This window comes from Arthrobacter sp. U41 (assembly GCF_001750145.1).
In the GTDB taxonomy this organism is placed as follows: Bacteria; Actinomycetota; Actinomycetes; order Actinomycetales; family Micrococcaceae; genus Arthrobacter.
On sequence record NZ_CP015732.1, the window covers coordinates 1,510,306 to 1,523,619 of the forward strand.

Genomic DNA, 13,314 nt, shown 5'->3' on the forward strand with positions numbered 1-13,314 from the left:
TAGTTTCTTTGAGTCGATCGTATGCCTTGGATGAAGAAGTATGGCCCTGTCTGACATAAGATTGATGAATGATCCGGCTCCGTAAGCTGGCGCGCGCCGCATCTCTACTGACCACCCCACTAGCTCCAGAAGACATTCTGTCGCTGTTCAATCCTGTGTTTTCCGCCCGCCAGTTGCGCGGCGTGGTTACCCGGGTGGTTCCAGAAACGGCCGATTCCGCCACCATTTTCTTCCGTCCCGGCCGCGGCTGGCAAGCACACCTTGCCGGCCAGTGGGCCCGTATTGGCGTCGAGCTCGACGGTGTCCGCCACTGGCGGTCATACTCGCTCAGCGCGCCCGCCGGCAAGGACCCTGCCATCACCGTCAGTGACATGGGTGCCGTCTCCGGAACGCTCGTGCGCAACACCAAGCCCGGCGACGTGCTGTTCCTGGCGCCGCCGCAGGGGGACTTCATCCTCCCGGAACACCCGCGGCCACTGCTGATGCTCACCGCGGGCAGCGGCATCACCCCGGTCATGTCGATGATCCGCACGCTGGTCCCGCACCGCCCGGACTCCGACGTCGTGCTCATTCACACCGCCAGGACCCCCGCGGATGCCATCTTCCGCGAGGAACTGGCCGAACTCGCTGACCAGTTTCCCAACTTCCGTGTCATCCACTGGTTCACCGGGGAACGCGGGCGGCTTGACTTCAGCTCCGTTGCCGGGCTGGAAGAGCTTTGCCCGGACTGGCGCCAGCGGGCCGCGTACGCCTGCGGCCCGGAAGGCTTCCTGGACGACGCCGAGGCCCTTTGGGAGGCGGAGACCGCAACCGCGGAGTCCGCCCCGGAGACCACCCTCACCATCGAACGCTTCAGCACCAAGCTGGCCGGCGGCGCAGGGCACGACGGCGGTCTGGTCACCTTCGAAGCGTCGGACCGCGAAGTCGAAGCCGACGGCGATACCCCGCTGCTCGACGTCGGCGAGGATGCCGGCGTGCTGATGCCCAGCGGTTGCCGGATGGGCATCTGCCACAGCTGCCTCATCCCCCTCCGGGCCGGCCAGGTCCGTGACCTGCGCACGGACGAAGTCCATGGCGAGCCCGGCCAACTAATCCAGACGTGTGTCTCGGCAGCCGCCGGGCCCGTTAACCTCGACCTCTGAGGAGTACCCGCATGACGATTGTTTCCGACAAGCCTGACCTTTCCGAGGACGCTCCCCAGGGCGCCAACGCGGCCCCTGCCGTGAAGAGGCGGCCCGGCGCCCTCGCCGAGTCCGGCAGCCCGACGGTCCGGCCGCCGGCTGCCGCGCATCTCTCCGACGAGCAGATCGCCGAACTGGGCCGCGAGCTCGACACCATCAAGGACGAGATCCTGGCCAAGCGCGGCGCGTCCGATGCCGCCTATATCCGCCGGATGATCAAGATCCAGCGCGGACTGGAGATCTCCGGCCGCGCCACGCTGCTGGTCAGCAAGCACAAGGCCGCCTGGGTTGCCGGCACCACACTGCTCAGCTTCGCCAAGATCCTGGAAAACATGGAGCTCGGGCACAACATCCTGCACGGCCAGTGGGACTGGATGCGCGACCCGGACATCCACTCCACCACCTGGGAGTGGGACTTCGTCACCCCGGCGCGCGCCTGGCAGCACACCCACAACGACCTGCACCACCGCTGGACCAACGTCGTGGGCAAGGACAACGACGTCGGGTACAACCTGCTGCGGATGGACGCGGACCAGGAATGGAAGCCCTTCAACCTGGGCAACCCGCTCTACAACGCCCTGCTGGCCCCGGTTTTCGAATGGGGCATCGCGATCTACGATCTCGAGCTGAACGACTACAAAGAGGGCAAGAAGTCCAAGGAAGCCCTCACCAAGGACCTCAAGGCCCTCGGCCGCAAGGCGCTCACGCAGTTCACCAAGGACTACGCCGCCACTCCTGCCGTGGCCATGCTGACCGGATCCGGCAAGCAGGCGCTGTACGGCACCCTGACCGCCAACGCGGTCCGCAACGTCTGGGCGCACGCTGTGATCTTCTGCGGCCACTTCCCCGAGGGCACGGACACCTTCACCGAGGAAATGGTGGAGGGTGAGACCCGGGGTGACTGGTATGTCCGGCAGATGATCGGCTCCGCGAACATCTCAGGGTCCAAGTTCATGCACCTGATGACCGGCAACCTGTCGCACCAGATCGAGCACCACCTCTTCCCGGACATTCCGTCCAACCGCTACGCCGAGGTGGCGCCGAAGGTGCAGGAAATCTGCAAGCGTTATGGCCTGCCGTACACCACCGGCCCGATCTGGAAGCAGGTCGGCTCCACCTGGGCCAAGGTCTTCAAGCTGGCGCTGCCGCCCAAGAAGGCCTAAGTGCCGGGGCTCAACCGGCCTAAATGATTGACGTTCGGGGCGTCTGCCATCGCGGCAGGCGCCCCTTTGCGTGCCCGGGCGGGAACGTCACGGGCGCTCAGGGTTTGCCCGCGGCCCCCAGAACGTGCGCCAGCCGCGGGTTGCCCGGGAGGACCGAAAAGCCGAAGCGCTCCAGTCCCTGAACGGTGAGGCCCGCCCCGGCGACCACGGCAACGGTGTCACGGTTCGGGTGGCAGCCGCCCGCCACCCGGCTCCACAGTGGCGTGACCAGGTCCTCGACCGCCCCCAGCACCCGGTGTGCCGAGCGGACGTGCTCGTAGAACAGCAACAGGCCGCCCGGCCGCAGGACCCGGACCACCTCGGCCAAGGCAACGGACTGGTCCGCCACGCTGCACAGCACCAGGCTGGAGACCACGACGTCGACCGAAGCGTCCGCCGCCGGCAGCGATTCCGCCACGCCGTTCACCACGGTGACAGGCACCGGTGCCGTCCGGGCGGCGGCCTGCGCCAGCTCACGGAGCGTGGGGTCCGGTTCGAGGGCCAGCACGCCCGTCACTGCGGAAGGGTAGAACGGGAAGGTGGCCCCGTAGCCCGCCCCGATTTCGACGACGGCGCCGTAGGCCACTTCCAGGAGGCGACGGCGGTGGTCCGCGGCCCCGCGGGCGTCCATCCGCGGACCCATGCGGGCGAACGATTGCCCGAAGGACGGGTGGCGGGGGTTGGTCTCCGGCATGGGGGTCACTTTACGCCGACATCGGCGGGATTCAGTTTCAGGCCCCGCAGCAGCTGCGCGTTGAGGGCCACGACGATCGTAGAGGCGGACATCAGCACTGCGCCGGCGGCCGGAGAGAGGACCACCCCGGCGAAGGCCAGCACGCCGGCAGCCAGCGGCACCGCCACGACGTTGTAGCCCGTGGCCCAGACGAGGTTCTGCCACATCTTCCGGTAACTTGCCCGGGACAGGTCCACCATGGACAGCACCGCCCGGGGGTCGTTCCCGGCCAGGACCACACCGGCGGACTCCACCGCGACGTCGGTCCCGCCGCCGATCGCGATCCCCACCTCGGCCCGGGCCAGGGCGGGGGAGTCGTTCACGCCGTCGCCCACCATGGCCACCCTGAGCCCGCGGGACTGGAGTTCGGCGACCTTCTTGTCCTTGTCCGCCGGCAGAACCTCGGCGAAGACCTCGTCAATGTTCAGCTCGGCGGCCACGGCCTGAGCCACCTGCCGGGCGTCGCCGGTGATCATGGCCACCTTGATCCCGCGGCGCTGCAGGGCCGCGACGGCCTGCCGGGATTCCGGGCGCACCGCGTCCTCAAGGCTCACGGCGCCCAGCACGGTGGTGCCGTCCACCACGTGGAGCACGGCGGCACCGCGGTCCCGCCAGGCTGCGGTGGTGCCGGCCAGTTCCGGGGGTTCCGCTGCCTGCAGTTCCCTCAGCATCGCCGGCCCGCCGACGCGGACCGTCCTGCCGCCGATCGTCGCGCGGACTCCCCGGCCGGTCATTGAAGTGAAATCGCTTGCCTGCGCGACGGTGAGGCCGCGCCCGCGGGCGGCCGCCACGATCGCGCGGGCCAGCGGGTGCTCGCTGTCCGACTCCGCCCCCGCGGCCAGGGCGAGCAGCTGGTTCCGGTCCGTCCCTTCGACGACGGCAATGCCCTTCAGTTCCGGCTCTCCCCTGGTCAGGGTCCCCGTCTTGTCGAACAGCACCACGTCAACCGTCCGCATCCGCTCGAGCGCCATCCGGTTCTTGATCAGCACGCCGGCCCGCGCCGCCCGCTCCGTCGAGATCGCGATGACCAGGGGGGATGGCCAGGCCAAGCGCGTGGGGGCAGGCGATCACCAGCACCGTGACGGTGCGGGTGACGGCGTCGGGCACACTTCCCAACAGTGTCCAGACGATAAAGGTGATGACGCCGGCTCCGGCGGCGAAGTAGAACAGGAAGGCCGCGGCGCGGTCCGCGAGTGCCTGGGCCCGCGAGGAGGAAGCCTGGGCCTCGGCCACGAGCCGCTGGATCCCGGCGAGGGCGGTGTCCTCGCCGATGGCCGTGACCTGAACGCGGAGGCTGTTGTCCGTGGCGATGGTGCCGGCGACCACGGGGTCACCGGGGGAGCGGAGGACGGTTTTGGACTCGCCGGTGATCATCGATTCGTCGAATTCGGCCTGCCCCTCGGTCACGGTTCCATCTGCCGGCATCCGCCCGCCGGAACGGACCAGGATCGTGTCGCCGCTCCTGAGCTCGGATACCCTGACGATCTCGGTTCCGGACTCGGTGATGCGCTCGGCCTCGTCCGGCAGCAGCGCCGCGAGGGCATCCAGGGCGCCCTGGGCCGAGCCGAGGGCACGCATCTCGATCCAGTGCCCCAGCAGCATGATGTCAACGAGCAGGGCCAGTTCCCACCAGAAGTCCAGGTCGAAGCCGCCGATCCCGAGGGTGGTCACCCACGAGGCGGCGAAGGCGACCGTGATGGCCATGGCGATCAGCAGCATCATCCCCGGTTTGCGGGTTTTGAGCTCATTCAGGCCGCCCTTGAGGAACGGCTGGCCGCCGTAGAAGAAGATGACTGTGCCCAGCACCGGCGGAATCCACGCGGAGCCGGGAAAGACCGGCGCCTGGTAGCCGAGCAGGTGCCCGATCATGGGGCTGAAGAAGACCACCGGGACGGCCAGGGCGAGGGTCAGCCAGAACCTGTTCTTGAACATCGCCACGCTGTGCCCGGCATGCTGGCCGCGGCTGTGAACGAGGTGCTCGTCGTCCTGCCGGGGCTCCTCGTGCGGGTGGCCCATTTGCCGGCCGCCGACGGCCTGGCTGCTGTGCCGGTGTTCCATGACGCGCTCCTGGGGAGATTCATCGATGCTCGGATCCAGCTTCAACATACCCCTAGGGGGTATGCTTGGCAAGATATCCCGCAGCTCAGCGGACCTCGATCACGCCCATCATGCCCAGATCCTCGTGATCGAGGATGTGGCAGTGGTAGACCGAGCGTCCGCTGAAGTCGCGGAACGCGATCCTGACTTTGGCGCGCCCGTTCGCCCGTACGTTCACGACATCCCGCATGACCACGGAGTCCAGTGCCCGGCCGTTGTCCTCAATAAGCTGCATCGGCCACACATGCAGGTGGAAGGGATGGTCCATGGGGCTGGTATTGACCAGCGTCCATTCCTCGACGGTACCGGCCGCGACGATCGTGTCCGTGCGCGCCTCGCTGAATTCACGGCCGTTGATGGTGAACCGCATCATGGCGCCCATCCCGCCGCCCATGCCTCCGGCCCCCGCGCCCATGTCCAGGACCAGCTGCCGGCGCGCGGCCACGGCTGCAGTGCGGAGGTCCTCCTGGGCCGGCCGGGCCGTCACGGCACCGGGCGGGGTCGACGATTCGCCCTCCGCCCGAAAGGTCGCCAGCGCCGCCGTCCCGCGTGCGAACACCGGACCGCGCCCCATCATTCCCGGCATGGCGCCGCGGTCATAGGGAAGGGCCTGCAGCACGGATTCCCCGGCTGCGGCAGTCACCAGCACGTCCGCCCGGTTGCCCGGCGCCAGCAGGATTTCGTCCACCGCTTCGGGATCGGCGGAGCGCCCCGAATCCATCCCGACCAGCTGCAGTTTCTGCCCGTCGAGCCGGAGCCGGAGAAAGCGGGCGGCGCAGGCGTTGATGATCCGCCACCGTTCCCGATCACCCGGGCGGGCTGTAATGAGCGGGCTGCTTTGCCCGTTGAGCAGCAGCAGTTCACCTTCCCGGCCCGCCATGCGCTCCATCGGCGACACGGCGGAGATGTTCCCGCTGCTGTCCAGGGTGGTGTCCGAGACCATCAGAACCCGTTCCCTGCTCACGGGGATGGCTTTCGGATCCTCGACGATGATTGCCCGAAGAGTCCGCCGAAGATCTGCCGCGCGACCATGCCGTGGTGATGCGGGTGGTACCAGTACACACCCGGCGGGTGGTCCGCGGGGAGCCGGTAGCTGTAGTCGAACCCTGCTCCCGGCCGGACCCTGGTGAACACGTTGTCGCCGTTGGCCTGCGGGCTCACGTGCAAGCCATGGACGTGCAGATTCGTCGGTTCGTCGAGGTTGTTCACGAGCCTGACGGCGAGCTCATCGCCCGGCCGCAGGAAGAGCGTGGGGCCCGGGAGGGTGCCGTTGTAACAGAGCGGGCTGGCCGTGCGGCCGCCAAGCTCCACCCGTGTGCGGGCCGCCTCGAGGGTGAGTTGCAGCCTGCCGTCCGTGCTGCGAAGTTCCGGCGGGCTGCGCAGCTCGCCGCCGACCTGTACGGGCGCTGCGCCGCCGCCCTGTCCGGGTGCTGCGCCGCCGGGCGGCTGCTGCGCGGAAGCCAGGGACCACCACAGCCCGGCGCCGCCCGCCACTGTGGCCGCCGTGCCCAGGCCGCCCAACAGCAGTGCGTCGCGTCTGCTGACCGGACGCACTACGGCTCCTCGCCGAGTACTTTCAGGTTTTCGCGGTACTGGTCCGCGGTGAGCTCGCCCCGCGCGAAGCGTTCATCGAGGATCCGCCGCGCCTGGCTTTTTCCGCCCGGAGTATACCCCTGCTGGCCGTAGGGCGGCGGGCCGTAGGGTCCGGACTGGGCGGGGCCGCCGCGGCCGCCGGCGAAGAGGCGGACGGTGAGCAGCACCAGCACACCGATTCCGATCAGCAACAGCAGGCCCCAGAGCCACATCCAGCCGAAGCCGTCCCCGTAGTATCCCATCATGGCTGATCCCTCCGTCGGTGACCTTTCCTGGTCCCATGTTCCGCCGGATCCCGTTGCGTGGCTAGGGTCCTAAGTCGCGTTTCGGCACGCGCGGCCCGCAGAGGGGCCGGGCCGGAGGAGACGGCAGCGGGGGGCTCAGCCGATCAGCAGGTCCAGGGCCTCGGCCAGGTGCCCGACTTCCCGCACGGAGAAGCCCGCCGGCACCGGGCCCGGGCCGTTCGGGCTCGCGGGCACCACGGCGTGGGTGAACCCCAGCCGGTGGGCTTCCTGGATTCGCTGGTTGATGCCGGGCACCGGGCGGACCTCACCGGCCAGGCCCACCTCGCCGAAGGCGATCAGCCGCTGCGGCAGGGGTTTCTTGGCCTTCGACGATGCCACGGCCAGCGCGACGGCGAGGTCTGTGGCGGGCTCGCTGAGTTTCACTCCGCCCACGGTTGCCACATAGGAATCATCCTTGTTCAGCAGGCAGCCGGCCCGCTGCTGGAGGACGGCCAGCAGCATCGCCACCCGGGAACTGTCCAGCCCGCTGGTGGCGCGACGGGGCTGGGCATTGGCGCTTTCGGCCAGCAGCGACTGCACCTCCGCCAGCAGCGGCCGGCGCCCCTCCAGGGTGACCGTGATGCAGGTTCCGGACACGGGTTCCTTGGTCCGGGAAACGAACAATCCGCTCGGATCAGCCAGGCCCACGATGCCGTCCTCGTTCAGGTCGAAGCAGCCGACGTCGTCGGTGGGGCCGTAACGGTTCTTGACCGCCCGCAGCAGCCGCAGCCGGGAGTGGCGCTCGCCTTCGAACTGGCACACCACGTCCACGAGGTGCTCGAGCAGCCGGGGCCCGGCGATGGAGCCGTCCTTGGTCACGTGGCCCACCAGCAGGGTGGTCATGTTGCGGCGTTTGGCCGCGGCGATCAGGGAAGCGGCGACCTCGCGGACCTGCGAGACGCCGCCGGCGCTGCCTTCGACGTCGGCGCTGCTCAGCGTCTGCACGGAGTCCACGATCAGCAGGCGCGGCTCCAGCTTCTCCACCTGGCCCAGGGCCTGGCCGAGGTCCGTTTCGGCGGAGAGGTAGAGGGATTCGGCGACGGCGTCGATCCGCTCCGCGCGGAGCTTGACCTGGGCGGCTGATTCCTCGCCGGTGATGTAGAGGACGTCCTGCGCGGTGCGGGCAAACTTGGCCGCGACGTCCAGCAGGAGCGTGGACTTGCCGACGCCGGGTTCGCCCGCCAGCAGGATCACGGCGCCGGGAACCAGCCCGCCGCCGAGCACACGGTCCAGTTCGTCCACGCCGGTGGGCAGGAAGGCCGCGGACGTGGCGTCCACCTCCGAGATCCGGCGGGCCGGCTCCAGCACGGCGGCGGCCGCCGTCGTGCGCGCCACGGCGCCGCCGGTCTCCTCGACGCTGCCCCACGCCTGGCACTCGCCGCAGCGCCCCACCCACTTGGCCGTGGTCCAGCCGCACTCGGCGCATTTGTAGCCCGGCGCTTTGGAAGCCCGGGAAGTCTTGGTAGCCATCGCTCCACACTATCTGCGCCGGCCGACAACCACGCGCCGCGGCAGGGCTAGAGCGGCGGCAGGATGTCCCGGGCTTCCCGGGAATCGACCCCGGCCGCCTCAAGCAGGTCCACCATCAGCGGCCGGAACAGCATGACCACCGTTTCGCCCTCCAGCCGCTGCACGTCCAGCAGCCGCGGATGCAGCCGGCCGGCGATATCCCGCAGGTCCGCCCGCGCCGTCCGCAGATGCGCGCGGCGGGCGCCGTCGTGCACTTCCGCCAGGCCCAGCGACAGTTCGCCGACGGCGTCCGCCGTGTCCTGCAGGACGTCGGCGATGTTCTGGGTGGCCTCGTCGGACAACGCCGCGTGGTTGATGGCGCTCGTCAGCCGGCGGGCGAAGACGCGGCTGTTGCGCAGCGCCAGGTCGATGTAGTCCAGCGCCTGCTCCATCTGGTCCAGCTCCTCCCGGTGCCGGCGGTAGGCGGGCGCCAGCATCGCCACCTCCCCGGAAGCCCGGAGGGACTGCCGCATGCTATCAACGAGCGGCTGGCAGTTCCGCCCCCGGATGAGCGCGTGCCAGGCCTGGGTGGAGTCGCTGTAGCTCAGCGCGGAGGCGCACTCGCGCAGCACCTCGGCGAACTCGTGCAGGAGCTTCTTGACATCGCTGCGTGGTTCCCGGCGCGGGTCCTTCGGGATCAGGACCGTCACCAGCAGGGCGAACACGCCGCCCACGATCGCGTCGATGCTGCGGGTGAACGGACCCCCGGCCGGCGCCGGCAGAAGCACCACCAGCAGGGACTGCAGCCCCAGCTGGGTGGTGAAAATCGTGCCGCTGTCCAGGAAACGTGCCAGCAGGATCGAGAACAGCAGCACAACGGCGGCCTGCCAGATTCCGGGGCCCAGCCAGTGCAGCAGCAGGTCCCCGACCACGATGCCGATGGTGCAGCCCAAGCCGACCTCGATCACGCGGCGCAGCCGGGGGTCCCGGGAAAAGCCCAGGGCGATGAGGGAGGATGTGGCAGCGAAGAGCGGGCCGCTGTGGCCCAGGACGTACTCGGCGAACGCGTAGGCGCCGACGGCGCAGGCGGTCATCTGGATGGCAGGCAGGAGGGAGTTCCGGCTCCGGACCAGGCCGGTGCGGACCCGACCGCGGAGGAAACGGGCGCTTGCGGAGAATCCAATAGCGGGGGCCATGCGCACCAGTCTATGGGCCGTTGAACCCGCGGACCGTCGACGCGGACGCCTACGGCTGTGACGAAGCTTACGCAATGGCGACCCGGCGAATGTCAGCCAATGTCCCGGCGTCGTTAACCCTCCGTTCATCTTGGACGGCAATTCTCTTCATCTGGGGCACCTACCTTCAATAGAGGTACAAACCGTACGCATCCCTGCCCGGCCTTCTCCGGTCCGGCACACGCACAGAAAATCCCTGGAAGGGGTACATCTAAGTGAAGGCACTCCGCTTCGGCCGCAACGCGGCTATCGCTGTCATTTCAGCCGGCGCTCTCGCGCTGACCGCTTGCGGTTCGGACAACGCAACCAACACGGCCCAGACCGCGCCGTCCGCCTCGGGCGCCCAGGTCACGGGCACGCTGACCGGCATCGGTTCATCAGCACAGGGCGCCGCCATGGACGCGTGGAAGACCAACTTCGCCTCCGCGAACCAGGGCGCAACGGTGCAGTACTCCCCGGACGGCTCCGGTGCAGGCCGCAAGGCGCTCCTGGACGGCTCGGCCCAGTTCGGCGGCTCCGACGCCTTCCTCAAGGACGAGGAGTACGCCAGCTCCACCACCCAGTGTGGTCCCGACGGCGCCCTCAACATCCCCGTCTACATCTCCCCGATCGCCGTGGCCTTCAACCTGCCCGACGTCAAGGAACTGAACCTCGACGCCGTCACCGTTGCCAAGATCTTCCGCGGCGAGATCGCCACCTGGAACGATCCCGCGATCGCCGCCCTGAACCCGGACGCCACCCTCCCGGACCTCGCGGTGACCCCGGTCAACCGCTCGGATGACTCCGGCACCACGACCAACTTCACCGAGTACCTGGCCGCTGCAGCCCCCGAGGCGTGGACGGACAAGGCCTCCGGCGTCTGGCCGGCTGCGCTCCAGGGCGAGAACGCCAAGGGCACCTCCGGCGTGGTCAAGACCGTCACCGACACCCCGGGCGCCGTGACCTACGCCGACGACTCCGCCGTCAGCGGCAAGCTGGGCGTCGCGCAGATCAAGGTGGGCGAAACCTTCACGAAGATCTCCGCCGAGGCCGCCGCCAAGGCAGTCGACGCCGGCAAGCCGGTCGAGGGCCGCAACGCCAACGACCTGTCGATCAAGCTGGACCGCACCACCAAGATCGAGGGCGCCTACCCGGTTGTCCTGGTTTCCTTCCACGTCGTCTGCAGCACCTACGCCGACCAGAAGACCGTGGACCTCGTAAAGGCTTTCGAGAGCTACGTGGTCTCGGACGCCGGTCAGACCGCAGCTGCTGAGGCCGCAAAGTCGGCCCCGCTGTCCAAGACCCTGCAGGACAAGGCACTGAAGTCAATCGAATCCATCAAGGTCAAGTCCTAGGGATACCTTGCGCTGGCAGGCATAGTGGAAACACCAGCCTGATTCTGGTTCCCTGCCCCGGTTCGGCTGTCACCGACGGCCACACCGGGGCAGGGAACTGCCGTGTTTGTCCGAAGTACCCAAAGATCTGAAGGATCGTGAAGTGACCACCACCTCCCTGACCACGTCTCGGGGCGCAGGCCGCGCCGGAGACAAGGTCTTTTCCGCAGCCACCTTGGCCGCTGGGTGCCTGATCCTGGCCGTGCTCTTCGGAGTGGCGCTCTTCCTCGTCATCCAGGCATTCCCCGCCCTTGTGGCCTCCCCGGACAAGATCCAGGGCGGCGAAGGCTTTTTCGCCTACATCTGGCCGATCGTCATCGGCACCCTGATCGCGGCCGTCATCGCGCTCGTGATCGCCACGCCGGTCGCGATCGGTGTTGCGCTCTTCATCTCGCACTACGCCCCGCGCAGGCTCGCCTCGGGGCTGGGCTACGTGATCGACCTGCTCGCCGCGATCCCCTCCGTGGTCTACGGCGCCTGGGGTGCCGCTTTCCTGGCCAAGGAAATCTCGCCGGCCTACAACTGGCTGGCCAACAACATGGGCTGGCTGCCGATTTTCCAGGGTCCGGCTTCGGCCACGGGCAAGACCATCCTGACCGCGGGAATCGTGCTGTCCGTTATGGTCCTGCCCATCATCACCTCGCTGAGCCGCGAAATCTTCCTGCAGACCCCCAAGCTGCACGAGGAAGCCGCGCTGGCGCTCGGAGCCACCCGCTGGGAAATGATCCGGATGGCCGTGCTGCCCTTCGGCCGTCCCGGAATCATCAGTGCCGTTATGCTCGGCCTGGGCCGCGCCCTCGGTGAGACCATGGCTGTCGCGCTGGTGCTGTCCTCCGGCGTGCTGACCGCCAGCCTCATCCAGTCCGGCAACCAGACCATCGCCGCCGAAATCGCGCTGAACTTCCCCGAGGCAGGCGGCCTGAAAGTCAACACGCTGATTGCTGCCGGTCTGGTCCTGTTCGTCATCACCCTCGGCGTGAACATGATCGCTCGCTGGATCATCAGCCGGCACAAAGAATTCTCGGGAGCCAACTAAATGACCGCCACCCTGACCCCCGTAAAGAAGCGCTCGGCCCTCACCAAGGGCCAGCTGCCGAAGTGGGCCCCGTACCTGGTTCTCGGCGTCGCCCTGGTTCTCGGCGCCGCGGTTCTGGCCCTGATCGGCTTCAACGCGCTCGGCTGGGGACTCGTCTCCGCCATCCTCTTCGCCGTCGGGCTCGTCGGCTGGAGCGCCGCCGTGGAAGGCTCACGCCGCGCCAAGGACAAACTCGCCAGCTGCCTCGTCGTCGGCTCGTTCCTGATCGCGCTGCTGCCCCTGATCTCCGTGATCTGGACCGTCCTGGTCAACGGCCTTCCCGGCCTGACGGACCCCGGCTTCCTGACCACGTCGATGAACGGCGTCACTGGCGCGTTTGACAACAAGAGCGTCGAGGAGGGCACCCCCGTCGTCGGCGGCATCTACCACGCTCTCATCGGCACGGTGCAGATCACCCTGCTGGCAACGCTCATCTCGGTGCCGGTTGGCCTGCTGACCTCGATCTACCTGGTGGAGTACGGCAACGACCGCCCGCTGTCCCGCGCCATCACGTTCTTCGTGGACGTTATGACCGGCATCCCCTCGATCGTGGCCGGGCTTTTCGCCGCAGCCTTTTTCTTCGCCATCGTCGGACCGGGCACCAAAACCGGTGCCGTCGCCGCCGTCGCGCTGTCCGTGCTGATGATCCCCGTGGTGGTCCGCTCCAGCGAGGAGATGCTCAAGATCGTCCCGAACGAACTCCGCGAGGCCGCCTATGCACTGGGCGTCCGGAAATGGCGCACCATCCTCAAGGTGGTCATCCCGACGGCGATCTCCGGCATCGCCTCGGGTATCACCCTCGCGATCGCCCGGGTGATCGGCGAAACCGCGCCGATCCTGGTCACCGCAGGCTTCGCGACCTCGATCAACTCCAACGTGTTCAGCGGCTGGATGGCGTCGCTGCCGACCTTCATCTACACGCAGATCCTCAACCCCACCTCGCCGTCCAACCCGGATCCGTCCTCCCAGCGCGCCTGGGGAGCCGCCCTGGTCCTGATCATCCTCGTGATGCTGCTCAACCTCGTTGCCCGCCTGGTTGCCCGGATGTTTGCCCCCAAGACCGGCCGCTAGCCCGGCGCCGGTGACCCAGCT

11 protein-coding genes and 1 pseudogene are annotated in these 13,314 nt (G+C 68.4%); 5 read left to right on the forward strand and 7 right to left on the reverse strand.

Annotated elements, in window-relative coordinates; genetic code table 11:
• The first annotated feature begins 68 nt into the window (after positions 1-68).
• Positions 69-1,142, forward strand: a complete 1,074-nt coding sequence (locus tag ASPU41_RS07020; RefSeq protein WP_069950316.1) for a ferredoxin reductase — start codon at positions 69-71, stop codon at positions 1,140-1,142.
• A gap of 11 nt (positions 1,143-1,153) precedes the next feature.
• Entirely contained in the window at positions 1,154-2,344 is a 1,191-nt protein-coding gene (locus ASPU41_RS07025; protein WP_197515786.1) for a fatty acid desaturase family protein, read from the forward strand.
• Positions 2,345-2,441: 97 nt separating this feature from the next.
• On the opposite strand, the gene ASPU41_RS07030 is transcribed toward ASPU41_RS07025, so the two are convergent.
• From ASPU41_RS07030 to ASPU41_RS07055, 7 genes and pseudogenes are all read right to left on the reverse strand, one after another.
• Positions 2,442-3,077: a class I SAM-dependent methyltransferase gene (locus ASPU41_RS07030; protein WP_069952539.1), complete on the reverse strand. Its 636-nt coding sequence runs from the start codon at positions 3,075-3,077 to the stop codon at positions 2,442-2,444.
• Positions 3,078-3,082: 5 nt separating this feature from the next.
• Positions 3,083-5,132, reverse strand: a pseudogene (locus ASPU41_RS07035) (heavy metal translocating P-type ATPase).
• Between the two features lie 127 nt (positions 5,133-5,259).
• Positions 5,260-6,177 carry a multicopper oxidase family protein gene (locus ASPU41_RS23850; protein ID WP_331712771.1) on the reverse strand — a complete coding sequence of 306 codons (918 nt, stop codon included), beginning with the start codon at positions 6,175-6,177 and terminating at the stop codon, positions 5,260-5,262.
• A complete protein-coding gene (locus ASPU41_RS23855; protein ID WP_331712772.1) occupies positions 6,174-6,767 on the reverse strand; it encodes a multicopper oxidase domain-containing protein in 594 nt (197 codons plus the stop codon). The genes ASPU41_RS23850 and ASPU41_RS23855 overlap by 4 nt, the downstream gene beginning before the upstream one ends.
• Entirely contained in the window at positions 6,767-7,051 is a 285-nt protein-coding gene (locus tag ASPU41_RS07045; RefSeq protein ID WP_069950317.1) for an SHOCT domain-containing protein, read from the reverse strand. The genes ASPU41_RS23855 and ASPU41_RS07045 overlap by 1 nt, the downstream gene beginning before the upstream one ends.
• A 135-nt stretch (positions 7,052-7,186) precedes the next feature.
• Positions 7,187-8,560 carry a DNA repair protein RadA gene (gene radA / locus ASPU41_RS07050; protein ID WP_069950318.1) on the reverse strand — a complete coding sequence of 458 codons (1,374 nt, stop codon included), beginning with the start codon at positions 8,558-8,560 and terminating at the stop codon, positions 7,187-7,189.
• Between the two features lie 47 nt (positions 8,561-8,607).
• Positions 8,608-9,735 (reverse strand): FUSC family protein, encoded by a 1,128-nt coding sequence (locus tag ASPU41_RS07055; RefSeq protein ID WP_069950319.1) that lies wholly within the window; start codon positions 9,733-9,735, stop codon positions 8,608-8,610.
• Between the two features lie 254 nt (positions 9,736-9,989).
• On the opposite strand from ASPU41_RS07055, the gene pstS reads away from it, so the two are divergent.
• From pstS to pstA, 3 genes are all read left to right on the forward strand, one after another.
• Positions 9,990-11,108: a phosphate ABC transporter substrate-binding protein PstS gene (gene pstS / locus ASPU41_RS07060; protein WP_069950320.1), complete on the forward strand. Its 1,119-nt coding sequence runs from the start codon at positions 9,990-9,992 to the stop codon at positions 11,106-11,108.
• 142 nt (positions 11,109-11,250) lie between these two features.
• Positions 11,251-12,183 carry a phosphate ABC transporter permease subunit PstC gene (gene pstC, locus ASPU41_RS07065; protein ID WP_069950321.1) on the forward strand — a complete coding sequence of 311 codons (933 nt, stop codon included), beginning with the start codon at positions 11,251-11,253 and terminating at the stop codon, positions 12,181-12,183.
• A complete protein-coding gene (gene pstA / locus ASPU41_RS07070; protein ID WP_069950322.1) occupies positions 12,184-13,293 on the forward strand; it encodes a phosphate ABC transporter permease PstA in 1,110 nt (369 codons plus the stop codon).
• Positions 13,294-13,314 lie beyond the last annotated feature (21 nt).